Genomic DNA, 23119 nt, shown 5'->3' with positions numbered 1-23119 from the left:
GCTGCCAGGAGTACCGGCTGCGTTCACTCCCGGCGTTCGATCATTCCCAGGACGCGGCAGCCTCGTAAGTGTCCTCGTCAGACGCGGCGCCGACGGCTGCAGCGTCTAGGACCTCCCCCACGATCCGGAAAGCCTGCGAGGGCTGGTATCCCTTGCGGGCAAGCATGGACGCGAGCCGCCGTGTGGTCTTGTCGCGTTCCGCCCGGTCAGTCAGGTCCGTCCCCGGCCGAAGCTTGCGTTCCACCAAGTGGCGCGCGGCGGCTTCCTCCTCCTCGTCGCTGAGCTGCTCAAGGGCCGAGGCCGCCGTATCAGGGTCAATGCCCTTGTCCGCGAGCTCCCGGCGCAAGGCTCCCTTGGCCAGCCTGCGCGACTGCGACCTGCTCCGCACCCACATGTCCGCGAATTCGGCGTCGTCCACGAGCCGGACCTCTTCGAAGCGGTCGAGCACGGCCGCGGCGACGTCCTCCGGCACGTTTCGCTCGGCCAGCTTGCGTTCAAGCTGCTGCCGGCTCTTGGGCGATGCGGTCAGCTGGCGCAGTACGATGGCGCGCGCCACCGATGCCGGATCTGCGTCCCGGTCCTTATCGGGTTCCGGGCTGGGCTCTGCCTTGCGGCCCCCTCCGGCCTTGGCGAAGGCCGAAGAGGACCGGCGCTTGCTAGAAGCCGTCAACGGCCTTCAGCTTCGGTGCAGCTTCGGCATCCGCCGCGGGCTTGGTTCCCACGCCGAGCTTTTCCTTGATGAGCCGTTCCAGTTCCGTGGCAAGTTCAGGGTTGTCGCGCAGGAAGCGGCGCGAGTTCTCCATGCCCTGGCCGAGCTGGTCGCCGTCGTACGTAAACCAGGACCCGGACTTCTTGATGATGCCGTGCTCCACGCCCATGTCGATGATGCCGCCCTCGCGGGAGATGCCCTGACCGTAGATGATGTCGAATTCGGCGATCTTGAAGGGCGGGGCCATCTTGTTCTTGACGATCTTGGCCTTGGTCCGGTTACCGACGGAATCGGCACCTTCCTTCAGGGTCTGGATGCGGCGGACGTCGATACGCACGGACGCGTAGAACTTCAGCGCCTTACCACCGGTGGTGGTTTCCGGTGAGCCGAAGAACACGCCGATCTTTTCGCGCAGCTGGTTGATGAAGATGGCCGTGGTCTTGGTCTGGCTCAGCCGGCCGGTGATCTTTCGCAGGGCTTGGCTCATGAGGCGTGCCTGCAGGCCGACGTGGCTGTCGCCCATGTCGCCTTCGATTTCCGCGCGCGGCACCAGGGCAGCCACGGAGTCGATGACCACGATGTCCAGCGAGCCGGAACCGATGAGCATGTCCATGATTTCGAGGGCCTGCTCGCCGGTGTCTGGCTGGGACACGAGCAGCGCGTCGGTGTCGACGCCCAGCTTGGCTGCGTATTCCGGATCCAGGGCATGTTCGGCGTCAATAAAGGCGGCAATGCCGCCTTGGCGCTGAGCACTGGCGACGGCGTGCAGGGCAACCGTGGTCTTACCGGAGGATTCCGGTCCGTAGATTTCCACGATGCGGCCGCGAGGCAGGCCGCCAATTCCCAAGGCGACGTCCAGGGCTATGGAGCCGGTCGGAATGACCTCGATGGGCGCACGAACTTCGTCGCCGAGGCGCATGACCGAGCCTTTGCCGAACTGCTTGTCAATCTGGGCAAGCGCTGCGTCGAGCGCCTTCTGGCGATCCGGGGCTGCGGCCATGGTTCACACCTCTAATGCTTTCTCGCTTGGGAGGGCCTCTGCGGCCCTTTGTCTGTCATCACCGACGCTATCGCCACCCGCTGACATTCTTACCGGGCAGGCGTGCGTATGTGGATAACCCGCTGCCAAAAAGCATAGTCGCACCCGAACAGATATTCGAACAATCGGTCGGCGTGTCAGCAGGTTCCCCAGTCGCGTCGGTATTTGCTCAGAGCAGGTCTGCTCCGTTCTGGCGCGGCTTGATGTCGCGGCCGAGGCGGCGCTCCTCAGGGACGTCCTGCACGTCGCACACCGCCAGCCAGATGTCGCGCGGACTGATGCCCGCGGCGAGGGCCTGGTTAGCTGTGCGGCCGCCGACCCCGGCAAGGACGAGGGAGCCGCCCAGCACACGCGAGTAGCCGGCCCCGAATTCGTCGTCCATCAGCCGCCAGAAATCACTAATCCTCACTCGATACAGTCTCTCACGGACCCTGACTCTAGAATGGTTATCATGAGCAACCCCGCTGAAGCCCCCGAAGCCGCCGCCGCCTTCGAGGACACGCTTGATACGGCACTGACCAACGTGGAGCACCAGATCAGTCTTTTCTGGCGACGGGCCCGGTCCATTTCCCAGCAACTTTCGCGCGAGGTTCACCCGGACATGGAGCCGGCCGCCTACGGACTGCTCAGCGTGATCCGCAAGAGCGGCCCCATCCGCCTCACCGACCTTGCATCCAGCATCGGCGTCGGCAAGCCGTCCGTCAGCAGGCAAATCGCATTCCTTGAAAGCATCAACCTGGTGCTCAAGGAAGCCGACCCGCTGGATGGCAGGGCGCAAACGATCCGGCTCACAGCCGAGGGCGAAGAGAAGATGCACCAGGTGCAGGATGCCCGCCGGAAGGTTTTCCGGGAGCGCCTGGGCGAATGGCCGGTGGAGGACCTCGAGGCACTGGCCGCCTACATGGCCAAGCTTAACGCCACGTACGAACGTGACGGATTCCCGCGGGACGACGCCTAGATTAAGAGTCGATTTCAGGGCACGACGAAGGCCTCCGGCAGATTGCCGGAGGCCTTCGCTGCAGTTATCTGGGCCGGGTTACCGGATTCTGTTAGCGGGCTCCGGAGAGCATTTCCGTGGCGAGCTCGTTGTTAAGCTCGCTGTTCAGGTCGCGCTCAAGGTCACGGCCGTAACGCTGGGAGAATTCCTGCGGGACGGTGTCAGGCACGGCAACGCCTTCGGCGACAGCCACGCGGTCGCTGACCTCACGGAGCATGCTCGAAAGCGGAACATCCAAAGCCGAACAGATCGAGGACAGGAGTTCCGAGGAAGCTTCCTTCTGGCCGCGTTCCACTTCACTCAGGTAACCCAGGGACACCCGGGCGCTGTGCGAGACTTCGCGGAGGGTACGCCCTTGACGCTGGCGGACATCGCGCAGTACATCACCGATTTCGTGACGAAGTACAACCATCTTGCGCTCCTTCTGTTCGCTCTTGGCCTGATCGGCGAGGCCCACGTCCTTCCAGCGGACAACGCCGTTTACGGACACGGGCTGCTTTACCATCTGTATCGCCTTGCTCCCTCATGGTTCCGGTTCACGTGACGTAAACCGCATATGTTCTCTTCATCCTAGGCGCCTCCCTGAAGGAGAGGCGACACAATGTGACAACTATTCGGACTCGCTTTTTGTTCCCGGCAACCTTACTCCGGGTAGCTTAGCGCAGTCGATGGGCCAGGCCAGCGTAGCCGGAAACTCAGCTTAACGCAGCCAGTGCCTCCAGAAGCCGCTCCAAAGCAGCGCCACAGGCCAGGCCGCGGATTTCTGCCCGGGTGCCCTGGAAGCGGTAAGGAAAGGTTTGCACACCGTCCGCGGTGGCGAGGCCCACGAACACCGTTCCTACCGCTTTGCCGTCGTGCGCGTCGGGGCCGGCCACGCCCGTGGTGGAGACGGCGAGGTCGGCGCCGCAGACCCGCCGGGCGCCTTCGGCCATGGCGGCAGCCACTGCTTCATCGACCGATCCGACGGCGTCCAGCAGGTCCTGCGGAACGCCAAGGACGTCCCGCTTCACGGTGTTGCTGTAGGAGACCACGCCGCCCTGCAGCATGGCGGATGCCCCCGGGGTGTCGGCCAGTACGGCGGCGACCATTCCTGCGGTGAGTGATTCCGCGGTGGCCACGGTGACGCCGCGCCCAACGGCCGTAGCCACGGCTTCCCCGGCGATCCGGTGCAGATTCGTCACGGCTGGCCCTCCTCGTTCTCCTGCTGGCCGAGGTCCGCAGCCCGCCGCCGCAGCCCCTCCGACCTGACTTTCAGTGCCTGAACGACGTATTCGACGCCGGTCCAGACGGTGATCAGCGCGGCTGCCAGCATTACCGCGAAGGCCACCCAAACCAGCCACGGGGCGATGGATGCCAGCGGAAGGAGGTAGAGGAAGATCGCCACGGTCTGGACGACCGTTTTAAGCTTGCCGCCGCGTGACGCCGGGATGACACCGTACCGGATTACGAAGAACCGCAGCGCTGTGATGCCCCACTCGCGGACCAGGATCACGATCGTCATCCACCAGGGCAGCTCATTCAGGAGGGACAGCATGACCAGCGCGGATCCGGTCAGCAGCTTGTCCGCGATCGGATCGGCTATCTTGCCGAAGTCGGTGACCAGTCCCCTGCTGCGGGCGATGTCGCCGTCGAGCTTGTCCGTGTAGATCGCGACGGCGAACGCCGCCACGGCTGCCCAGCGCCACCCGCCGGACTCGCTTCGCAGGCCCGGGGCATCGGCGACGAGGAACCACACGAAGAACGGCACCAGCACAATGCGGAGCATCGTGAGGATGTTGGGAAGATTCCAGATCCCGGAGCTGTTGGAGCCGGCCGCGGTCGCTTCGGTGCTAGTCACCCTTCTAGGCTACCGTCTTCGGCGCTGCCGCTTTCTTGCCGATCGTCATGAGGACTACCTGCCCGTGAGGGACCAGGCGTCCTCGGAACCGTCCTCGTCGTCACCGGAACTGTCTGCGCCGTCGTAATACTCGACACTCTGGGTGCGGTTGTCCAGGTCGGCGGCAACGAGGTCCTCCGCGTAGCCGCCCTGTGCGATGTTGGCGTTGGCGTTGTCACTGAGCGCGGCGGTCTGAGAATCGGCCGCGGCGGGAGCCTCCTGGCCCTTCATCGCGGCCAGCACCGCGGCGAGGTCGTCCGGCTTGACGAGCACATCGCGCGCCTTGGAGCCTTCCGACGGGCCAACCACGCCGCGTGATTCGAGCAGGTCCATGAGGCGGCCTGCCTTGGCGAACCCGACGCGGAGCTTACGCTGCAGCATGGACGTCGAGCCGAACTGGGTGGTAACAACCAGCTCCGTGGCCTGCAGCAGCACTTCGAGGTCGTCCCCGATGTCGTCGTCGATCTGCTTCTTCTGGGCCTCGGGCGCGACGTCGTCACGGTAGACGGCCTGGAGCTGGCCCTTCACGTGTTCCACAACCTTGTGGATCTCGGATTCGGTCACCCAGGCGCCCTGCACACGCATTGCCTTGGAGGCACCCATGGGAAGGAACAGCGCATCACCCTGTCCGATCAGCTTCTCCGCCCCGGGCTGGTCGAGCACCACGCGGGAGTCCGTCACGGATGAGGTGGCGAAGGCCATGCGGGAGGGCACGTTGGCCTTGATCAGGCCGGTGACCACGTCAACGGACGGGCGCTGCGTGGCGAGCACCAGGTGGATACCGGCGGCGCGGGCCAGCTGCGTGATGCGGACGATGGAATCTTCCACGTCCCGGGGTGCCACCATCATCAGGTCGGCGAGCTCATCGACGATCACCAGCAGGTACGGGTAGGGCCGGATGACGCGCTTGGAATCCACCGGCGGGTGGACCTTGCCGGCGCGCACTGCCTTGTTGAAGTCGTCGACGTGCTTGAAGCCGTAGTTGGCGAGGTCGTCATAGCGGGCGTCCATTTCACGGACCACCCACTGCAGTGCCTCGGCCGCCTTTTTGGGGTTGGTGATGATGGGCGTGATGAGGTGCGGCACGCCTTCGTAGGCGGTGAGCTCCACGCGCTTGGGGTCCACCATGACCATGCGGACCTCGTCGGGCGTGGCCCGCATCAGCAGGGACGTGATCATCGAGTTCACGAACGAGGACTTACCGGCACCGGTGGCACCGGCCACCAGCAGGTGGGGCATCTTCGCCAGGTTGGCCACGACGTAGCCGCCCTCGACGTCCTTGCCAACGCCCATGACCATGGGGTGGTCCGTACGGCGGGCGTTCTGGCTGCGCAGGACGTCACCCAGCGACACGGTCTCGCGGTCCGTGTTGGGGATCTCGATGCCGATGGCCGACTTGCCGGGAATGGGGCTGAGGATGCGGACGTCGCTCGACGCGACGGCGTAGGAGATGTTTTTGGACAGCGCGGTGACCCGCTCCACTTTGGTGCCCGGCGCCAGTTCGATCTCGTACCTGGTCACCGTAGGACCGCGGCTGAAACCGGTCACAGTGGCATCCACGTTGAACTGCTGGAGCGTGTCGGTCAGGGCGGCTACGACGGCGTCGTTGGCTTCCGTGCGTTCCTTGGGAATGGAGCCGGGCGTGAGCACGTCGGACGAGGGCAGCGTGTAGGTGACATCGCCTGCGAGGGACAGCTGCTCGGTGCGCTGCGGAATCGGAGTGGGCGGCGGCGCGGGCGCCACTGGCTTGGACGGCACCTGCACGGCAGCAGCGGGAGTCGCGCCGTGTGGATTAGCCGAACCGGCCATGCCCGGGATCACGAGCGGAATGGCTTCGGTGGCGTTCTCGGCGTCGGCGCCCTTGGCGCCGAGTCCCTGGGCTGCCTTGATCTTCTCGACGGCGATCTCCGCCTGGGTGGGCCGCCGGACTCCGGGGGCCACGGCGGGGCGCCCCTTGCCGGCCTCCCGTGACGGCTCGTCGTCGTCGACCACGGCATGCTCAAAGGCTTCGTCTCCGACGTAGCCTTCCAGCCGGGGGTCGGCTTCTTCGTCCTTGCCAAAGAGCCGTTTGCGCTTCCTCTTGGGGGCGGGCGGGCTGTTCTCGTACAGGTAGCTGCGGTCGTGGGCGTCACCGTCGTTCTCCTGCAGGTCGATGCCCATCAGGTGCTCATAGGCGCCGCGCAGCCGCCGCGGTATGGCGCCGAACGGCGTGGCCGTGACGATGAGGACAGACACGAAGGCCAGCAGCCCGTACAGGACCACGGGGACCGCAGGGTGGATGGCGGCCAGCGGCGAGGCAGCCAGGAAGCCCAGCATGCCGCCGGCCTGCCGCAGCCCGTCGAAGCCCTCGCTGACGGTCGGCTGGCCGCCCACGATGTGCGCGATGCCGCACCCAGCGAACGTCATGATGAGGAAGCCGATGCCCACGCGGTTGTTTCCGCGGCCGTCTACAGGCTGCCGGAACAGCCTGCAGGCGCACACGAAGAGCATGAGCGGCAGGACCAGCGACATCCAGCCAAAGGTGCCGTTGACCACAGCGTAGACGGCGTCCGGGAACCAGCCACGGAAACCCCACCAGGCGAAGGTGGCGATGAAGACCGCCAGGGCCAGGTTGAACAGGGCGGCCCCGTCACGGCGGTCTTCGGGTGCCAGGTCGCTGACGTCCTGGCCGATCCGGCGCACTCCCCCGCCCACCAGGTGGCCGATGCCCAGCCAGGCCCCGCCGGCCACACGTAGCAGCCAGGGCTGCCGGTGTTCGACGGCGGGAAGCTGGCGCGTGCGGGCGCTGCCGGCGGACGATCCGGCACGGCCGGATTTGGCCGCCGAAGAGCCGCTGCGGCCTGCGGATGCGCCCGTTTTACTGCTGGGGGTACGTTTTGGCGCGGGGGAAGTACGTGTGGCCATATCTGCCACGGTACTCCACTGCGGCCGCGGAACCGCGGATTTCCGGGCCTTCCGGGGGCTGTGTTCAGCCCCCCGGGCACCGGCGGTTACGCCTCCAGGACCACCGGGATGATCATGGGGCGCCGGCGCAGCTTGCGGTTGACCCAGGTGCCGACGACCCGGCGGATGATCTGCTGCAGCTGGTGGTTGGTGTGGTCGGCGTTGCTGAGCACGGCATCCTCCAGTGCGGCGTTGATCTTGGGAATGATGTCGTCGAAGACCGAGTCGTCCTCGGCGACGCCGCGGGCGTGGATCTCGGGCCCGGAGACAACCTTGCCGGTGGCCCTGTTGATGACCGTGATGATGGAGATGAAGCCTTCATCGCCCAGGACGCGGCGGTCCTTGAGGTCGGCGTCGGTGATTTCGCCGACGCTGGAGCCGTCCACGTACACGAAGCCGACCTCGACCTGGCCAACAATGTCGGCCTGGTGGTCCCGCAGGTCAATTACGGTGCCGTTGTCTGCAAGCAGGATGCTGGCCGCAGGAACACCCGACTCCTCCGCGATCTTGCCGTTCGCGATCAGGTGGCGCGTCTCGCCGTGAACCGGCATGGCATTGAGCGGCTCGAGGATGTTGTAGCAGTAGAGCAGCTCCCCTGCCGCGGCATGGCCGGACACATGGACCTTGGCGTTGCCCTTGTGGATCACGTCGGCGCCGAGCTTCAGCAGGCCGTTGATGATGCGGAAGACAGCGTTCTCGTTGCCGGGAATGAGGCTGGACGCAAGGATGACGGTGTCGCCCTGGCCTACCACCACGCGGTGGTCGCCGTTGGCCATGCGTGAAAGCGCGGCCATGGGCTCGCCCTGGGAACCGGTGGACATCAGCACCACCCGGTTGTCGGGCAGCGTGTCGATGTTCTTCAGATCCACCACGATGCCGTCCGGCACATGCAGGTAGCCAAGTTTGGCGGCGATGGCCATGTTCCGCACCATGGAACGCCCCACGAAGGCGACGTTGCGGCCATGCTTGGCCGCGGCGTCCAGGACCTGCTGCACCCTGTGGACGTGCGAGGAGAACGACGCGACGATGATGCGCTTGGTGGCCTGGCCAAAGAGCCGGTCCAGAGTGGGGCCGATCTCCTTCTCCGCGGTGGTGAATCCCGGGACGTCGGCGTTGGTGGAGTCGGACATGAACAGGTCCACGCCTTCTTCGCCCAGCTTGGCGAAGTGCCGGAGATCGGTGATGCGGCCGTCAAGCGGCAGCTGGTCCATCTTGAAGTCGCCCGTGTGCAGCACCGTGCCGCCGGCTGTGCGGATGAAGACCGCCAGGGCGTCCGGGATGGAGTGGTTGACCGCAACAAACTCGCACTGGAAGGGGCCGAACTGCTCCACCTGCCCCTCGGTGACCGACAGCGTGTAGGGCCTGATCCGGTGCTCCTGGAGCTTGGCTTCAATGAGCGCCAGGGTCAGCTGCGATCCCACCAGCGGAATGTCGTTGCGGAGCCGCAGCAGGTACGGAACGGCTCCGATGTGGTCCTCGTGGCCGTGGGTGAGGACCACAGCCACGATGTCGTCGATCCGGTCCTCGATGTAGGAGAAATCGGGCAGGATCAGGTCAACGCCGGGCTGGGTTTCCTCGGGGAAGAGGACACCGCAGTCGACGACCAGCAGCTTGCCGTCGATTTCGAACACAGCCATGTTGCGGCCGATTTCGCCGAGCCCGCCCAGCGGAACAATCCGCAGGGTGCCTTGGGGAAGGCTGGGAGGCGTAACGAGGCCGGGGAGGGCTACTTGGGTCATAATGCACTTCTTTCCAGACGGAAGAGTGCCGGTCTCAGTCCGTCAGGAAAAGACCAGCCCTCCTTTCGCCAAGTCCTCGCGGATGGTTTCGATCTCGGCTTCGTCCGGCTCCACGAGGGGCAAGCGGACAATCGAGTTGGGCAGGACTCCCTGCCATTTAAGAATTTGCTTGGCTGCAACGGCGCCCTGGACGCGGGTCATGGTGGCGCGCACTACCGGCTCAAGCTCGAAGTTGATCTTGCGGGCCGTGCCGAGGTCGCTCGCGTTGATCGCATCGATGAGCTCCCGGAAGCGGCGGGTGGCAACGTGCGTGGTGACACCCACGAGGCCCACGGCGCCCAGGGCCATCCACTGCAGGGTCAGTCCGTCGTCACCGGAGTAGAAGGCAAGGTCGGTCTCGGCCAGAACGCGGGTTGCCGCGGCGAAGTCGGCCTTGGCGTCCTTGACGGCAACGATGTTCGGGTGCTGGGCGAGGCGGATCATGGTGTCCGGCGCGATCTCGATGGAGGACCGTCCGGGGATGTCGTACAGCATGACGGGCAGGTCCGTGGCGGATGCGACCGTCTCGAAATGCGCCCGGACGCCGGCCTGGCTGGGCTTGTTGTAGTAGGGCGTGACGATCAGCAGTCCGTCGACGCCCAGCTTGGCGGCTTCCTGGGACAGGTGCACCGAGTGGGCGGTGTCGTTGGTTCCGGTGCCGGCGATAACTGCGGCACGCCCGCCAACGGCTTCCATCACGGCGCGGAACATTCCGAGGTTTTCCTCGTCGGTGAGGGTGGATGTCTCGCCGGTGGTTCCGGTGACAACCAGGCCGTCGCAGCCGTCATCAACGAGCTTGCTGGCCAGTTCCGCTGCCTGCTGGTAATCAACCTTGCCGTCCGTCGTGAACGGGGTGACCATGGCGGTCAGGAGGGTGCCCAGGGCAGGAAGGTTCGCGGAAGTGTCAGCCATGGGAAAAACGTTACCCTGTCACGTGCAGGTTAGGACAATGGCCACCGCGTGATGATCGTCAAATTCCGGTGCGCAAGCTGGCCGCGGTTCCACGCTGGCTACCGGTACCTCTCCAGGGAACCCCGGCGCAGCACAGCGGTGACCACTTCCGTTCCGGTACCGCCAGCCTGCTGCATCGACAGCCCGTCCGGTCCCCAGAAACCGCTCAGGCCGCAGGACGGACCCAGCGGCGTACGGCCACCCAGGTTGGCAAGGACGCCATACATGCGGTTGTCCATGGCCCGCGCTCCGAGATGCAGCCCCAGCCGGTGGCCTTCCTCCTGCGTGTAGAGCGCCGAGACGGCATACACGTCAGCTCCCGCGGCGGCAGCATCGCCGGAGTGTGCGGGATGGGCAGCATCGAAGCAGATGGCCAGTGCAATCTTCCAGCCGTCCACGTCCAGCAGGAGCGGTTCCTGCCCTGCTTCAAACAGGGACTGCTCGTCGCCGTGAAGGTGCGTCTTGAAGCCAGCCTCTTCTGCGCCATCAGGGTGGACGGCCAGGGATGCGAGCCGCGGAGTGCCCTCCGGCTCCCGGAAGGGTGCGCCAATGACGGCGGTGATCCCGGTTCTGCGGCAGATCTCCCGGATGGGGTCCAAACGGCGGTCCCCCGGCGCCACCCACTGGTCCCCCGCATCAATCTGGTGCCCGCTGCGAAGCAGCGGCAGGTCGTACCCCGTTAGCGAGAGCTCGGGGAACACCACGAGCCGGGCACCGTGCGAGTCAGCGTCCTCGATGAGGCGCACATGCTCCGGTGCGTTGGCATCGATGCCGCCGGCCAAGGCCGCGTACTGGATGACAGAGACTGTCAGCGGTGGTGTCACGAGCCCATCCTAAGCGGGCTCTGCGCCCGCGCAGTAACGTTCCACGGCCACCTCCCGCAATGACTCTGCCCATTGGGAAAGACGCTGTGCGGCGCGGACATAGTGGAACAGCTCCGTGGGCGTCAGCGCATCAAGGTCCGTTTCGGACAGCCGCCGCGCCAGCTCTGGCCCCGGCGCCTGCGCCGAAAGCGCAACGCCTTCCCGGCTCCACTGGACGTCCTCCGGCGGCTCCCCGGCCACGAGTTGCCGGAAGAGATAATCCACAACGCCCGGGCTCATGGCCTTCAGGGGATCGCCCTTGGGCGCATCATTCCCGGGAGCAAGATCCTGTGGGGCATCACCCCTGAACCGGCGGCCCCCGGGCGGATATTCTCCCGTTTGATGACCGGCCGGCTGGCGACCCCCCGAACGCCCTGATGACTTCTTCATGCCGAAATCCTATTCGAATATATATTCGAATACAAGGGCTCGCAGAAACTCGGGATCGTACTGCCTGCGGTCCATTGGCCGTGGAATGATCAACATGAATCAGGCCGCGGCGAAGGAGCGATTGTTGACTGTCAGCTGTGCCATCGTGCGCGGCCGGGCATGGTTCGAAGCACCCGGGGACGACGGGGTCAGGCCGCCGGCCCTATTGCTCTAGCCGCAACGGGCTTTCTCTCGGGGAGGGCGCCCTGCGGCCAATCAGGAACCACGCCACCGGTCCAAGCACTGGCAGCGCAAGAACTACCAACGTCCAAACCACCTTGCCGCCGGAGGTGTGCTTCCTGTTCCGAGCAATGCTGATCAGCGCAGCCATGAACAGGACAACGTTCACAGTCAGGACGAATCCCAGGATTCCAAAGGGCGGCATAAACGGTTCTGCCACCTCGGCGGCAGTTGATGCGATCATCTTCGTCCCCCAAAGACCGACCAGCTTGCGGATACAGAAACCCTACCGCCAGCGGTCCTGCTCAGCAGGAAACCTCCCACTTTTGCTGCCGGCCGGACCATGTCCTGTCCCACGGGACACCTAAGTGCTTCGCGGAGGGTACTGCTTCACTCGAAGGTACTGCTTCGCTGGAAGAACGACGGCGACCTGCCGCCTTTGGCGGCCACCTGGAGGTGCTCGAATGCGCAAGATCATCCCGATGATGTCAGTCTCTTTGGACTGATTTTTCGAGGGTCTCGACCGGGCCTGATCGACGAGTTCCGGATTCTCGTCCGTCCTGTGGTTCTGGGGCAGGGCCGGCCACTGTTCAAAGACCCCGATATCCGGATGAGCCTCAGGCCCGAAGGGACGCGGTAGTTCGCAACGGCGTGGTTTTGCTTAGTTACTCGAGCGACCCCGGTTCATGAAAATCAGTGCGCCAATGCGGATGTGAGACGATCACATCATGACCTCGCGGAGCACGGCTGCATCTTCCAAAACAGCGAAGGGGCCGGCCACAGGCGTCCGACTGGCCGGTATCGACGCTGCCCGCGGCCTGGCCCTCCTGGGCATGATGGCCACCCACCTGCTCCCGACCTTCGAGCCAAATGCCGCCCTGACGCCGACCTGGGTGGGCCTGACGTTCTCCGGCCGTGCCGCCGCACTGTTTGCCGTGCTCGCCGGAATCGGCCTCGCCCTGTCCACCGGCAAGCAGCAGCCTCTTGACGGACCTGCACTCACCGCGGCACGGCGCGGCATCGCGATGCGGGCCCTGGTGATTGCCGTCGTCGGGCTCGCGCTCGGCGGACTTGACGTCAACATTGCGGTGATCCTGGTGCACTACGCCGTGCTGTTCCTGTGCGTTCTGCCGTTCATCGGGCTGCGGCTGAAGGCCCTGTGCGCCTGGGCTGCAGGCTGGATCCTGCTTTCCCCGTTGATTGCCTTCCTGCTTCGGCCCTGGCTCATGGCTGCAGATCCGCCGCTGCAGCTCAGCCACAATCCGGGGTGGGAGGATCTCACCACCCCGGGCCAGCTGCTGGGCGACCTGTTCCTGACGGGGTACTACCCGGTGTTCCAGTGGATCTCGTATCTGCTGGTGGGGCTCATCATCGGCAGGCTCGCGCTGACCACGGCAATCGTTCCGGTGTTGCTGCTGCTCGGCGGCATTGCCGTGGCGGCATTCTCCAAGGTCCTGGGCACGGCGGCGATGGAGCAGTGGGGCGGCCGCGCCGCCTTGCAGGACATCCTCACTGACCCCAACTATCCTCTGGACAGCCTCCTGCAGGTCAATCTTGCCGGCGTCCGCCAGGAGGGATCGTGGTGGTGGCTGGCCAGCAGCGCGCCCCATTCCGGGACCACTCTGGACCTGCTGCATACCAGCGGCGTGGCGGCCGCCGTCGTCGGCTTTTGCCTTCTGGTGGGCAGGCTGGGCCAGTGGCTGGCTCTGGACCTGCTGCTTCCGCTGCGCGGACCCGGCGCCATGACGCTGACGCTGTATACGGCCCATGTGTGCGTGGTGGCGTCGTTCCACCTCAAGCCATTGCCTGTGGGATGGACCGAGGACGGGATGTACTTCGCCCACGCGGCGCTGGCCGTGGTGATCGGGATGGTCTTCGCCATCCTGAAATGGCGCGGTCCGCTGGAATGGCTCGGACACGCCGCCAACCAGGTGGGCCGCCACCAGACGGCAAGGATCCGCTAAACCTGCTGTCTGGTTGGGCCTGGTGCCCGGCTAGCGCGCCACAGCGTCGCCGGAGGCGCGGAACAGCCGCACGGCGTCCCGCATGGAAGACCGTGCCCGCTTCCGGTCACCCGACGCGTCATAGGCGCAGCTGAGCCTGAACCAGGAACGCCAGTCGTCGGGGGCCGCTTCGGTTTCCGCGCGGTATTTCTCGAACTCCTGGTCCGCCGCAGCCCGGATAATCCGCCCGGCCGGCGTGCGGGGCAGGTTGTCCTCCGGGAGGCCGCCTTCGGCCTCAAGCACCCGTGCCATCTGTTCCGTCCGGGCGCCGAAGAGGAGTTCCCGGATCAGTGCCCAGGCACCGATCACCGGCAGCACGAGGTACGCCGCGCCGATGGCCTTGGCCACGGGCTCGGGATCGGTCAGCAGCAGGACCGAGCGCTGGAGTGACACCACCAGGTAGAAGACCAGCAGGAGCGTCACCGCGCCCACCCAGATCTTGGTGCGGTTGGTCTTCAGCCAGCCAAGAAACGGTTTCACTGCGTTACAGCCCCAGATCCAGGTAGCCGTCCAGGCCGACGGTCAGTCCCGGGTGGGCGGCAACGTTGCGGACACCGAGCAGGACACCGGGCATGAACGAGGCTCGGTCGAAGGAATCATGACGGAGCGTCAGCTGCTCCCCCGGCCCGCCGAGGAGGACCTCCTGGTGGGCCACGAGCCCCCGGAGCCGGACGCTGTGCACGCGCACGCCGTCCACCTCGCAGCCGCGGGCTCCGGCAAGTTCAGTTGTGGTTGCGTCCGGGCTGGGGCCGACGCCGGCCGCCTCGCGTTCCGCTGCTACCAGCTGGGCGGTGCGCACCGCGGTACCCGAGGGCGCGTCCACCTTGTCCGGGTGGTGGAGTTCGATGATTTCCACGGATTCGAAGTACCTGGACGCCTTGGCGGCAAACGCCGACGTGAGCACGGAGCCGAGGGCGAAGTTGGGTGCAATGAGCACCCCGACTTCCGGGTGGCCTGCAAGCAGGGTCTCCAGCGACTCCAGCCTGCCCAGGTCCCAGCCCGTGGTGCCCACCACGGCGTGCATGCCGTTTTCGACGGCGAAGCGGACGTTCTCCTCGGTGCTTTCCGGAACGGTGAGGTCCACGACGTACCGGGCACCGGCGTCGAGCAGGGAATCGAGGGAGTCACCGCGTCCCAGCGCGGCGACGAGCACCATGTCCGGAGCGGCCTCCACAGCCTTCACGGCCTCGGCGCCCATGCGCCCGTTTGCGCCCAGAACGGCGACAGGAAGTTGTTGGGTCATGGATTCAACACTACCGTTCGGGCGACCGGCGGACGGAACCGGAGCGCATGCGTTACCTCACGCGGGGACGGCGTGTTCCCCGGACGCTGCCGGCCCTACTCCCCTGCCCCGACCCATTCGACGGTGCCGTCGCTGAAGAACTGTTCCTTCCAGATCGGCACCTGCGCCTTGACCCGGTCCACCAGTTCCGAGCACACGGCGAAGGCCTGCCCGCGGTGGGCGGCCGCTACGGCGCAGACGAGGGCAGGGTCGCCAATTTCCAGCGGACCCACCCGGTGCGCGACCCAGATCCGGACCGGCGGAGCCGTGCCGGCGCCACCGGCGCTGTCCTGGCCAGCACCGTCCGCGCCAGCCGGTGCGGCCTGTTCGGCCGCCAGCTGCGCCACAACGTCGTCCAGCACCTTCCGGGCCGTGGGATGGGCGCTGTAGCTGAGCCGGTCAACCGGCTTCCCGCCGTCGTGGTTCCGGACCACGCCGCTGAAGCTGACCACAGCTCCGGCGGTCTCCGACTCCACGGCGGCGATGGCCTGGTCCACGGAGATGGGTTCGGCGCTGAGCACCGCGGTTACTACTTCGAACGAAGCCTCAGTGGCCATGTCCGCCCTCCAACTGGTCGCACAGGTGCCCGATCACCGGGTCCAGGACGGAAAGACCGTCCATGACCCCCTTGGGTGATCCGGGCAGGTTGATGATGAAAGTCCGGCCGGCCGAACCGGCATGTCCCCGGCTCAGCATGGCATGCGGCGTCTTCGCCGTTCCAGCCTGGCGGATGCCCTCCATGATGCCGGGGATTTCGCGATCCAGCAGCGGCAGCGTCATTTCCGGCGTGCGGTCGTCCGGGCTCAGGCCGGTGCCGCCGCTGGTGATGACGACCGCGGGTTCCTGGGTCAGGAGCGCGCGGATCGCCGCGCCCACCGGTTCACCGTCGGGCACCACCATGACCGGAAACGGCACGAAACCGTGTTCGGTGAGCCAGTCGGTGATGACGGGCCCGGTCTCGTCCTGGTAGGCGCCGGAGGCAGCCCGTGTCGAGGCAATGACGACGCCGGCTTTCCGGCCCTGCACCTCGCCGTGGACGTGCGGTGCCGCGGTTTTCGAAGGCTGGTTGCTCACAGGGCCCAGTCCCCGCTCTTGCCGCCGCTCTTGGCCAACACCTTGATGTCCGTGAGGACGGCGTGTTTGTCCACGGCCTTGATCATGTCGTAGACGCTCAGCGCCGCCACGGAGGCGGCAGTCAGGGCCTCCATTTCGACGCCGGTCACGCCCCGGGTCTTGACGGTGGCCAGGATGTCGACGCTCTCGGGTCCGAGTTCGAAGTCGACGGTCACCTTTGAAATCGGGAGCGGGTGGCACAGCGGGATCAGCTCAGGCGTTTTCTTGGCCGCCATGATCCCGGCAACCCTGGCCACCGCCAGCGCATCGCCTTTGGGCAGGCCGCCGGTGCCCAGCAAAGCCAGGACCTCGGCGGTGCTGCGGACCGTGGCCGTGGCCGTGGCCTCGCGCGTGGTTTCCGGTTTTCCTGAGACGTCCACCATCTGGGCCGTGCCGTCACGGCGCAGGTGGGTCAGGGCGCCGTGGTCATTTTCTGCAGTCACAGCATCCATACTTCCACCTCGGCGCCCTCGTCGAGAGCGGCGGTGCCCACGGGTACGTGGACCAAGGCGTTGGAGTGGGCCAGCGCCTGCACCAAATGGGAGCTTTCGCCGCCCTGCAGCCGGACTGTGCCGTCACCCTGCAGGGACCCGCGCCGGACCTGGTGCTTGCCGACCGGGGAAGACAGCGGCTGAGCCAGCCGCGCCCGGACCGCTGGCCTGGGCGCGGGCGCGCCAAACAGTTCGCCCAGCACCGGACGGAGAAACATCTCAAAGGAGACGAGGCAGCTGACGGGGTTCCCCGGAAACGCAAGGAGGGGGACGCCGTCGAACGTTCCCAATCCTTGGGGGCCGCCGGGCTGCATAGCGACGTGCTGGAACGCGACGTCCTGGCCGTCCATGGCCTGCCGCACCACCTCGTACGCCCCCTTGCTGACTCCCCCGGTGGTGACAATCAGGTCCACCGCGGACGTGTGGATGCGCAGCAGCGTCCGCAGGCCTTCCGGGCTGTCGGCGGAATTGCCCGCCCGGGTCACGGCAAGTCCCGCCTGCCGCAGCGCAGACTCGAGGAGGGTGCCGTTGGCGTCGTAAATTTTGCCGTCGCCCAGCGGTTCCCCGGGTTCCACCACTTCATCGCCGGTGGTGACCAGCAGGACGGACAGCTGCCTATTGACCAGGACCTCCGGCAACCCCAGCGCCGCGAGCAGGCCCAGCTGCGCGGGGCCGAGGCAGGTTCCGGCGGCCAGCGCCTCCTTGCCGGCCTCGATGTCGCTTCCGGCGGTCCGGATGAACGTCCCGGAAGCCGTAGCGGGCAGTCTCACCTCCGCCTCATCGCCCGCTGCCGGAAAGATGGAGGGGACGGCCCGTTCAATGGGTACGACGGCGTCTGCCCCGGCGGGCACCATGGCGCCGGTCATGATCGGGGCAGCGGTGCCCGGCTGCAGGGGCGCGGGATGTGCGCCCGCCGGAACCGGTGCCGCGACGCGCAGGTCCGCGCCGCCGTCGGGCACGTCCGTGGAACGGATGGCAAAGCCGTCCATCTGGGAGTTCGGAAACGGGGGCAGGCTCAGCGGCGCGGTGATGTCCTCGGCGAGCCCACGGCCCAGGGCCCGGACCAGCGGAAGCCTTTCGGTCCGCTCCGCGGACAGTAGCGGTTCAAGGAGCTCCCTGACCGCCAGCCGGTGATCCGCGACGCTCCTGTGGGTACCGTGATCGTGGTGGCTGCTGTGCATGGTCCGGCCTTTGGTGGGCTACGTTTTCACGTCCACTCTAATCGTGTGGAAGCCCGTGGCGCCGTCGGGTGCCACCGAACGGTGTTCCTCAGCCTGTTCCGTGCCCTTCAGGTCCGTGGCCCGGACCTGAACCTCGTGCTGCCCGGGCTGAAGGTCCAAGCCGAGCTGCCACTGGTACCACGTGTCCACCGAGATGCCCGGAGCGAGCCGGGCCGGCTGCCAGCTGCCCCCGTCCACGCGCAGCTCAACCTTGCCGATCCCTGTGTGCTGCGCCCAGGCCACACCGCCAAACACCACGGCCCCGGCCGGTACCGAGGCGCCGTTCCGGGGCACGTCGACCCGGGATGAGATCTTGATGGGGCCGCGCTCGGACCAGCCGCGCGGCGTCCAGTAGGCCACGTCGTCGGCAAACTTGGTGACCTTCAGTTCGGTGAGCCACTTGGTCGCGGACACGTATCCGTACAGCCCGGGGACGATCATCCGTACGGGAAAGCCGTGTTCAAGCGGGAGCGGTTCGCCGTTCATGCCCACGGCCAGCAGCGCATCACGGTTGTCTGTGAGCACCTCCAGCGGAGTGCTGGCCGTAAAGCCGTCGGAGCTTCGGGACAGGACCATGTCCGCGTCCGGCTTGGGGCCGGCCATCGCCAGCAGCTCCCGCACCGGCCAGCCCAGCCACCGGGCGTTGCCGATCAGGTCGCCGCCCACCTCGTTGGACACGCAGGCGATGGTAACGTGCCGCTCGATCAGGGGTTTCGCCAGCAGGTCCTCGAAGGTTAGCTCAACCTCCCGTTCCACCAGCCCGGTAACCTTGAGCCTCCACTCGCGGGAATCAAGCACGGGGACGGAGAGCGCGGTGTCAATCCGGTAAAAGTCAGGGTTGGGTGTGACCAGCGGCCCCACCCCGGCCAGTCGGATGTCAGCGCCTGCCGGAATCGGCGGCGCCGCAGACCGCGGCACGGGCAGCCGCAGGGTCCGGCGGACCTCGTTGACGCCTGCGGCCCCGCCCCGCCAGACGGTGACGACGGCGCCGCCGACCAGGACGCCGGCGGCGGTGCCTCCCAGCAGCTGGAAGAAGCCCCGACGGGCCGGCCCCGGGCCGGCATCCCCGCCAACGTCTGCAGGTGCCAGGCGCCTGACCAGCTTCAGCAGCACCGCGATCCCAATCCCGGCCGCAAGGAGCGGAAGAACGACGGCGGCGGCGGTCACCTGGGCGCGGGTCAGGACTGCCGTCAGGCCCACGACGCCGAAGACGGCAAAGACGGCGGCGCCCGCGAAGCGCCGGCGCAGCTCGAGGACACCTGCCGCGGCGGCCAAAGCGGCGATTCCCAGCGCCATGCCGGCCAGCAGCGCAAGCTTGTCTGCTGTGCCAAAGAGGGAAACAGCCCAGTCCTTAACGCCCGGCGGGACAGCGTCGATGACGGCGCCGCCCAGTGCTGTCATCGTGGAAAGTGAAGGGCTGACGAAGCCGGCGATGAGTTCGCTGGCAACGAGTCCGGTGCCGGCTGCCACCACGCCTGCGGCCGCCGCCCACCGGCGCCGGTGCCGGCCTGGCTCATGGGACCCGTTCACCCTTCCAGCATAGGTTCACCAGCGCATTCCGGCACTCCCGTCATCCCGGCGGCCGCCCTGTCTCCGGGTCCGCAGCCACAGCCGCCGGTCACGGGACGGGCCGGGTGTGATCGGCGCCCCATCGTGGCGTAGCCTGAAGTCATGAGTGTTCAGCTAGGAATACCGCAGCGCCGCGAAGGAGGCGCACCCGATTCCGGTTCGCAGCCCCTTTCCGCTGCGCGCCCGGCCGGGGTCCCCGCACGCCGCCCGGCTGACGCTCCCGCTGGCCTCGCGGACCGCTACGGCCGCAGGGCGACGGATATGCGGCTTTCGCTGACGGACAAGTGCAACCTGCGCTGTACCTACTGCATGCCGGCCGAGGGGCTGGAGTGGCTCTCGAAGCAGGCGGTCATGACCGGCGAGGAAATCGTGCGGATCGTCGGCATCGGCGTGCACCTGCTTGGCGTGCGCGAGCTGCGGCTGACCGGCGGCGAGCCTCTGGTCCGGGCCGACCTCGTCGACATCATTGGTGCCCTGCGCCAGGCACACCCCGAGCTTCCCATTTCCATGACAACGAACGGCGTGGGCCTGGACCGGAAGGCTACAGCCCTCAAAGCCGCCGGGCTGACGCGCATCAACGTCTCCCTTGACTCCCTGCACGAGGAAACCTTCACCAAACTGACACGGCGGCCGTTCCTGGACCGGGTGCTCGCCGGGGTGGACGCCGCCTGGGCTGCGGGCCTGGGACCGGTGAAGCTCAACGCCGTGCTGATGCGGGGCATCAACGACACCGAATCGCCATCCCTCCTCGCCTGGGCGCTGGAGCGCGGCTACGAACTGCGGTTCATTGAGCAGATGCCGCTGGACGCCGACCACGGCTGGACCCGCCGGAACATGATCACCGCGGCCGAGATCCGCGAACTTCTCTCCGGGGAGTTCGTGCTGAGCCCGGATCCGCGCGCCCGGGACGGCGCGCCCGCGGAACGCTTTGAAGTACGACGCCGGACTGCCAGTTCCGGTGATCCACACGGCCCGGTGCTGGGAACCGTGGGCATCATCGCCTCGGTCACCGAGCCCTTCTGTTCCGACTGCCGGCGGACCCGGATCACCGCCGAAGGCAAGATCATGAGCTGCCTCTTCTCACGCGAGGAATTCGACCTGCTCGGCCTGCTGAGGCAAGGGGCGAGCGACGAGCAGCTCGCCGAACGCTGGCAGGATGCCATGTGGCTGAAGCCCAAAGCCCACGGCATGGACCACGTGGGACTCGACGCTCCGGACTTCGTCCAGCCGGACCGCAGCATGAGTGCCATCGGAGGCTAATCCTTGAACGTACGCTACTTCGCTGCCGCACGGGCCGCGGCAGGCATGGATGAAGAGCACTTCGAGCTTCCCGCCGGATCCACGGTGGAGTCCCTGCTGGCCGCCGTGCTCGACGTCGAACGTCCGGAGCCTCCGGCCGGGACACCGCCGCTGGAAAGGATCCTGGCCCGGAGCAGCCTCCTGCTGAACGAGGTCGCCGTCCGGGACCGCGCCACCGTCCTGGCAGCTGGCGACGTCGTGGACGTCCTGCCGCCCTTCGCCGGCGGCTAAACCAACTGGGTGGTACGGGCGGATGCCGGGCCCTACCATGGCACTACCTCGCCATTTCACCGCGCCGGAAACGGACCGCGCGGGGACTGGAACGCACCAGGAATGGAGTTCCTGGCGAAGCTGCGCGAAAACGTATGGAACTCCCCCGACGTCGCACCGTCCCTGTCCGGCTCCCCGGAGACACGGGTCATCGAACTGGTGGGCTGAGGACCGCGTACTTACTTTAAGCGCGGTGGCAGATCGAGGTCATGAACGGCTGGAAGTCCTGGGTCTCCCCCAGCCGCAGTTCGGCCGTGTGGGTCAGCATGCCCTGGTCCACCCGGAAGGTGTGCCGGGCGGTGCCGCGGTCGCTGTGCCGCTCCACGGTGAGGGTCGAGTCGTGCCAGACGCCACGGGCCGGGGCTGACGGGGGCCGGCCCATGCTGTCGACGTAATACCAGAGCGTTTCGTCGTGGTCGGGGTCCACTGTGAAGACCCCGTGCCCCTCAAAGTGCGTGCCGTCGGCTTCGGTATGGCGGTAGGACTGGACGACGGCGAACCCTCCGGCGGCGCGGGTGAATGTCACCTCCGCGGTGGCGGTGCGTGGAGGACCCCACGGAGAGGCAGCCAACTCGGTGGTTCCCAGCCAGCGCCCGACGAAGATCTCGAGCGCCTCGTGCGCTGTGCCCGGTAGCGGCTGGTCCATCATTCCTCCTACGCCGGAACTTCCGTAGATTCAGAGCCCGAAGGTTTCCGATTCGTCGAAGGGGCCGACCACCGTCACGGTCCGGGGGGCCGCAGCCAGCTCACTGGCCAGCTCCTGGACCTGTTCCGCCGTCACGGCCTTGATGAGCCGCAGGGTCTCGTCGATGTCCTGGTATTCACCGGAAACCAGCTCGGCGCGGCCCAGCCGCGACATGCGGGAGCCGGTGTCTTCGAGGGCCAAAACGATCCCGCCGCAGAGCTGCCCGACCGCCTTGCGAAGTTCGTCCTCCGAGATGCCGCCGGCCGCGAGACTGTCGAGTTCTGCGCCGAGGAGTTCCAGGACCTGGCGGACCTTCGTGGGCGTGCAGCCGGCGTACATGCCGAAGTAGCCGGCGTCGGCGTAGGACGAGGCGAACGAGTACGTGGAGTACACGAGCCCTCGCTTTTCGCGGATCTCCTGGAACAGCCGTGACGACATACCGCCGCCAAGCACCGCGTTCAGCACGCTCATGACGTAGCGGCGCTCATCAGTGGCCACGATGGTGGGACAGCCCATGATGATGTTGGCCTGTTCCACCGGGCGGGTGACCACATGCAGCCCGGCGGTGCCGGTGATCGCTGCGCGCTCGGTGGAGCGGCGCTCCACCGGGGCCGCCCCGGACTCAAGTGACCACCCTGCTGAGTGGAGGGCATCCACCACAAGCCGGCAGACGACGTCGTGCTCCAAACCGCCGGCGGCGGTGATCACGAGCTCGTCCGGGCGGTAGTAACGGCGGTAGTGGTCCCAGACGGAGTCACGCGCCACGGCCCGGATCGCGTCCGGAGTGCCGCCAATGGGCCGCCCGAGCGGGTGGGTGCCGAGCACGGCGGCGACGAAGTGTTCATGGGCGACGTCCGTGGGGTCGTCGCTGTCCATGGCGATCTCTTCGAGGATGACGTCCCGCTCCTGCTCCATCTCCGCAGGGTCGAGCACGGCGCCGGTGATCATGTCGGCGATGACGTCGATGGCCATCGGCAGGTCAGTATCCAGCACGCGGGCGAAGTAGCAGGTGCTCTCCTTCGCGGTGGCGGCGTTGGATTCACCGCCCACCTCGTCGAACGCCGAAGCAATCTCCAGGGCGGTCCGGCGTTTGGTGCCTTTGAACAGCAGATGCTCCAGGAAGTGGGTGGAGCCGTGCTGCCCGGGAGCCTCGTCGCGGGACCCCACGCCCACCCAGAACCCGATGGTGGCCGAACGTTGCCCCGGCATCGCCTCGGTCAGGACACGCACGCCGCCGGGGAGGACCGAACGGCGGACTTCCGAACCGCCGTCGGCTCCGTGGATCAGGGTGTCGCCGGGATGGTTCTGCTCCAGCGGCAGGGGTACGACAGTCATCAAGGCCTTTCGGGAAGCGGAGCCAAATCTGCCTGCAATCGTACCAGCGGGCCCCGCCGTCGGCGTGGCTCTGACATGGGCTTATTT

25 protein-coding genes are annotated in these 23119 nt (G+C 66.8%); 4 read left to right on the top strand and 21 right to left on the bottom strand.

Annotation, left to right across the window (positions count from 1 at the left end):
• Nucleotides 1-40: 40 nt before the first annotated feature.
• The 3 genes from CXZ05_RS01740 to CXZ05_RS01730 all read right to left on the bottom strand — a co-directional run bounded on the left by CXZ05_RS01740 (nucleotide 41) and on the right by CXZ05_RS01730 (nucleotide 2157).
• On the bottom strand, nucleotides 41-556 hold the full coding sequence (locus CXZ05_RS01740) for a regulatory protein RecX (RefSeq protein WP_180987225.1): 516 nt from the start codon (nucleotides 554-556) through the stop codon (nucleotides 41-43).
• 100 nt (nucleotides 557-656) lie between these two features.
• Nucleotides 657-1709 carry a recombinase RecA gene (gene recA, locus CXZ05_RS01735; RefSeq protein WP_102970884.1) on the bottom strand — a complete coding sequence of 351 codons (1053 nt, stop codon included), beginning with the start codon at nucleotides 1707-1709 and terminating at the stop codon, nucleotides 657-659.
• 208 nt (nucleotides 1710-1917) lie between these two features.
• Nucleotides 1918-2157 (bottom strand): DUF3046 domain-containing protein, encoded by a 240-nt coding sequence (locus CXZ05_RS01730; protein ID WP_102970883.1) that lies wholly within the window; start codon nucleotides 2155-2157, stop codon nucleotides 1918-1920.
• 42 nt (nucleotides 2158-2199) lie between these two features.
• Between CXZ05_RS01730 and CXZ05_RS01725 the strand changes: the two genes are divergently transcribed.
• Entirely contained in the window at nucleotides 2200-2706 is a 507-nt protein-coding gene (locus CXZ05_RS01725) for a MarR family winged helix-turn-helix transcriptional regulator (RefSeq protein ID WP_102970882.1), read from the top strand.
• A 91-nt stretch (nucleotides 2707-2797) separates the two neighbouring features.
• On the opposite strand, the gene CXZ05_RS01720 is transcribed toward CXZ05_RS01725, so the two are convergent.
• The 9 genes from CXZ05_RS01720 to CXZ05_RS23630 all read right to left on the bottom strand — a co-directional run bounded on the left by CXZ05_RS01720 (nucleotide 2798) and on the right by CXZ05_RS23630 (nucleotide 11916).
• Nucleotides 2798-3250, bottom strand: a complete 453-nt coding sequence (locus CXZ05_RS01720) for a helix-turn-helix domain-containing protein (protein WP_102970881.1) — start codon at nucleotides 3248-3250, stop codon at nucleotides 2798-2800.
• A gap of 190 nt (nucleotides 3251-3440) precedes the next feature.
• Nucleotides 3441-3926 carry a CinA family protein gene (locus CXZ05_RS01715; protein ID WP_102970880.1) on the bottom strand — a complete coding sequence of 162 codons (486 nt, stop codon included), beginning with the start codon at nucleotides 3924-3926 and terminating at the stop codon, nucleotides 3441-3443.
• Nucleotides 3923-4582 carry a CDP-diacylglycerol--glycerol-3-phosphate 3-phosphatidyltransferase gene (gene pgsA, locus CXZ05_RS01710; RefSeq protein ID WP_102970879.1) on the bottom strand — a complete coding sequence of 220 codons (660 nt, stop codon included), beginning with the start codon at nucleotides 4580-4582 and terminating at the stop codon, nucleotides 3923-3925. The genes CXZ05_RS01715 and pgsA overlap by 4 nt, the downstream gene beginning before the upstream one ends.
• Before the next feature lie 54 nt (nucleotides 4583-4636).
• Nucleotides 4637-7525, bottom strand: coding sequence for a DNA translocase FtsK (locus tag CXZ05_RS01705; protein ID WP_102970878.1), 2889 nt, complete (start codon nucleotides 7523-7525; stop codon nucleotides 4637-4639).
• An 86-nt stretch (nucleotides 7526-7611) separates the two neighbouring features.
• Nucleotides 7612-9303, bottom strand: a complete 1692-nt coding sequence (locus CXZ05_RS01700; protein ID WP_102970877.1) for a ribonuclease J — start codon at nucleotides 9301-9303, stop codon at nucleotides 7612-7614.
• 42 nt (nucleotides 9304-9345) lie between these two features.
• Nucleotides 9346-10254, bottom strand: coding sequence for a 4-hydroxy-tetrahydrodipicolinate synthase (gene dapA, locus CXZ05_RS01695; protein WP_102970876.1), 909 nt, complete (start codon nucleotides 10252-10254; stop codon nucleotides 9346-9348).
• Nucleotides 10255-10352: 98 nt separating this feature from the next.
• Nucleotides 10353-11117, bottom strand: coding sequence for a carbon-nitrogen hydrolase family protein (locus CXZ05_RS01690; protein ID WP_102970875.1), 765 nt, complete (start codon nucleotides 11115-11117; stop codon nucleotides 10353-10355).
• Nucleotides 11118-11126: 9 nt separating this feature from the next.
• On the bottom strand, nucleotides 11127-11396 hold the full coding sequence (locus CXZ05_RS01685) for a hypothetical protein (RefSeq protein ID WP_102970874.1): 270 nt from the start codon (nucleotides 11394-11396) through the stop codon (nucleotides 11127-11129).
• 352 nt (nucleotides 11397-11748) lie between these two features.
• Nucleotides 11749-11916: a PLD nuclease N-terminal domain-containing protein gene (locus tag CXZ05_RS23630; protein ID WP_374754613.1), complete on the bottom strand. Its 168-nt coding sequence runs from the start codon at nucleotides 11914-11916 to the stop codon at nucleotides 11749-11751.
• Between the two features lie 577 nt (nucleotides 11917-12493).
• Between CXZ05_RS23630 and CXZ05_RS01675 the strand changes: the two genes are divergently transcribed.
• On the top strand, nucleotides 12494-13729 hold the full coding sequence (locus tag CXZ05_RS01675; protein ID WP_102970872.1) for a heparan-alpha-glucosaminide N-acetyltransferase domain-containing protein: 1236 nt from the start codon (nucleotides 12494-12496) through the stop codon (nucleotides 13727-13729).
• A 30-nt stretch (nucleotides 13730-13759) separates the two neighbouring features.
• On the opposite strand, the gene CXZ05_RS01670 is transcribed toward CXZ05_RS01675, so the two are convergent.
• The 7 genes from CXZ05_RS01670 to CXZ05_RS01640 all read right to left on the bottom strand — a co-directional run bounded on the left by CXZ05_RS01670 (nucleotide 13760) and on the right by CXZ05_RS01640 (nucleotide 19275).
• On the bottom strand, nucleotides 13760-14248 hold the full coding sequence (locus tag CXZ05_RS01670) for a hypothetical protein (protein WP_102970871.1): 489 nt from the start codon (nucleotides 14246-14248) through the stop codon (nucleotides 13760-13762).
• Between the two features lie 4 nt (nucleotides 14249-14252).
• On the bottom strand, nucleotides 14253-15011 hold the full coding sequence (gene dapB / locus CXZ05_RS01665) for a 4-hydroxy-tetrahydrodipicolinate reductase (RefSeq protein WP_102970870.1): 759 nt from the start codon (nucleotides 15009-15011) through the stop codon (nucleotides 14253-14255).
• Between the two features lie 95 nt (nucleotides 15012-15106).
• Nucleotides 15107-15607, bottom strand: coding sequence for a molybdenum cofactor biosynthesis protein MoaE (locus CXZ05_RS01660; protein WP_102970869.1), 501 nt, complete (start codon nucleotides 15605-15607; stop codon nucleotides 15107-15109).
• Nucleotides 15597-16124, bottom strand: a complete 528-nt coding sequence (locus CXZ05_RS01655) for a MogA/MoaB family molybdenum cofactor biosynthesis protein (RefSeq protein ID WP_102970868.1) — start codon at nucleotides 16122-16124, stop codon at nucleotides 15597-15599. Before CXZ05_RS01655 ends, CXZ05_RS01660 begins: the two co-directional genes overlap by 11 nt.
• Entirely contained in the window at nucleotides 16121-16615 is a 495-nt protein-coding gene (moaC, locus tag CXZ05_RS01650) for a cyclic pyranopterin monophosphate synthase MoaC (RefSeq protein ID WP_102970867.1), read from the bottom strand. Before moaC ends, CXZ05_RS01655 begins: the two co-directional genes overlap by 4 nt.
• On the bottom strand, nucleotides 16603-17835 hold the full coding sequence (gene glp / locus CXZ05_RS01645; RefSeq protein WP_102970866.1) for a gephyrin-like molybdotransferase Glp: 1233 nt from the start codon (nucleotides 17833-17835) through the stop codon (nucleotides 16603-16605). The genes moaC and glp overlap by 13 nt, the downstream gene beginning before the upstream one ends.
• An 18-nt stretch (nucleotides 17836-17853) precedes the next feature.
• Nucleotides 17854-19275: a molybdopterin-dependent oxidoreductase gene (locus tag CXZ05_RS01640; RefSeq protein WP_258006406.1), complete on the bottom strand. Its 1422-nt coding sequence runs from the start codon at nucleotides 19273-19275 to the stop codon at nucleotides 17854-17856.
• Nucleotides 19276-19545: 270 nt separating this feature from the next.
• Here CXZ05_RS01640 and moaA point away from each other — a divergent pair, with 270 nt between their 5' ends.
• Together moaA and CXZ05_RS01630 are read left to right on the top strand one after the other, a co-directional pair.
• Nucleotides 19546-20703, top strand: a complete 1158-nt coding sequence (moaA, locus tag CXZ05_RS01635; RefSeq protein ID WP_102970864.1) for a GTP 3',8-cyclase MoaA — start codon at nucleotides 19546-19548, stop codon at nucleotides 20701-20703.
• Between the two features lie 3 nt (nucleotides 20704-20706).
• Nucleotides 20707-20973: a MoaD/ThiS family protein gene (locus CXZ05_RS01630; RefSeq protein WP_102970863.1), complete on the top strand. Its 267-nt coding sequence runs from the start codon at nucleotides 20707-20709 to the stop codon at nucleotides 20971-20973.
• Between the two features lie 223 nt (nucleotides 20974-21196).
• On the opposite strand, the gene CXZ05_RS01625 is transcribed toward CXZ05_RS01630, so the two are convergent.
• On the bottom strand, nucleotides 21197-21658 hold the full coding sequence (locus CXZ05_RS01625) for a DUF1579 family protein (RefSeq protein ID WP_102970954.1): 462 nt from the start codon (nucleotides 21656-21658) through the stop codon (nucleotides 21197-21199).
• Nucleotides 21659-21688: 30 nt separating this feature from the next.
• Nucleotides 21689-23032, bottom strand: a complete 1344-nt coding sequence (locus CXZ05_RS01620; RefSeq protein WP_102970862.1) for a pitrilysin family protein — start codon at nucleotides 23030-23032, stop codon at nucleotides 21689-21691.
• Nucleotides 23033-23119: the final 87 nt, after the last annotated feature.

Source organism: Arthrobacter sp. AFG20, assembly GCF_002892795.1.
In the GTDB taxonomy this organism is placed as follows: domain Bacteria; phylum Actinomycetota; class Actinomycetes; order Actinomycetales; family Micrococcaceae; genus Arthrobacter.
The sequence above is the reverse complement of the archived record's forward strand: the minus strand, read 5'-3'. Positions and strand labels throughout refer to the sequence as shown.

Bases quoted from the DNA above. Each gene is read 5' to 3' on its own strand.
- CXZ05_RS01620 (WP_102970862.1), bottom strand. From the start codon at position 23,032: ATGACTGTCGTACCCCTGCCGCTGGAGCAGAACCATCCCGGCGACACC.
- moaA (WP_102970864.1), top strand. From the start codon at position 19,546: ATGAGTGTTCAGCTAGGAATACCGCAGCGCCGCGAAGGAGGCGCACCC.
- CXZ05_RS01725 (WP_102970882.1), top strand. From the start codon at position 2,200: ATGAGCAACCCCGCTGAAGCCCCCGAAGCCGCCGCCGCCTTCGAGGAC.
- moaC (WP_102970867.1), bottom strand. From the start codon at position 16,615: ATGGATGCTGTGACTGCAGAAAATGACCACGGCGCCCTGACCCACCTG.
- glp (WP_102970866.1), bottom strand. From the start codon at position 17,835: ATGCACAGCAGCCACCACGATCACGGTACCCACAGGAGCGTCGCGGAT.
- CXZ05_RS01625 (WP_102970954.1), bottom strand. From the start codon at position 21,658: ATGGACCAGCCGCTACCGGGCACAGCGCACGAGGCGCTCGAGATCTTC.
- CXZ05_RS01720 (WP_102970881.1), bottom strand. From the start codon at position 3,250: ATGGTAAAGCAGCCCGTGTCCGTAAACGGCGTTGTCCGCTGGAAGGAC.
- CXZ05_RS01685 (WP_102970874.1), bottom strand. From the start codon at position 11,396: ATGAGCCCGGGCGTTGTGGATTATCTCTTCCGGCAACTCGTGGCCGGG.
- dapA (WP_102970876.1), bottom strand. From the start codon at position 10,254: ATGGCTGACACTTCCGCGAACCTTCCTGCCCTGGGCACCCTCCTGACC.
- CXZ05_RS01640 (WP_258006406.1), bottom strand. From the start codon at position 19,275: ATGACAGCACTGGGCGGCGCCGTCATCGACGCTGTCCCGCCGGGCGTT.
- CXZ05_RS01660 (WP_102970869.1), bottom strand. From the start codon at position 15,607: ATGGCCACTGAGGCTTCGTTCGAAGTAGTAACCGCGGTGCTCAGCGCC.
- CXZ05_RS01675 (WP_102970872.1), top strand. From the start codon at position 12,494: ATGACCTCGCGGAGCACGGCTGCATCTTCCAAAACAGCGAAGGGGCCG.
- CXZ05_RS23630 (WP_374754613.1), bottom strand. From the start codon at position 11,916: ATGGCTGCGCTGATCAGCATTGCTCGGAACAGGAAGCACACCTCCGGC.
- recA (WP_102970884.1), bottom strand. From the start codon at position 1,709: ATGGCCGCAGCCCCGGATCGCCAGAAGGCGCTCGACGCAGCGCTTGCC.
- dapB (WP_102970870.1), bottom strand. From the start codon at position 15,011: ATGACCCAACAACTTCCTGTCGCCGTTCTGGGCGCAAACGGGCGCATG.
- CXZ05_RS01700 (WP_102970877.1), bottom strand. From the start codon at position 9,303: ATGACCCAAGTAGCCCTCCCCGGCCTCGTTACGCCTCCCAGCCTTCCC.
- CXZ05_RS01705 (WP_102970878.1), bottom strand. From the start codon at position 7,525: ATGGCCACACGTACTTCCCCCGCGCCAAAACGTACCCCCAGCAGTAAA.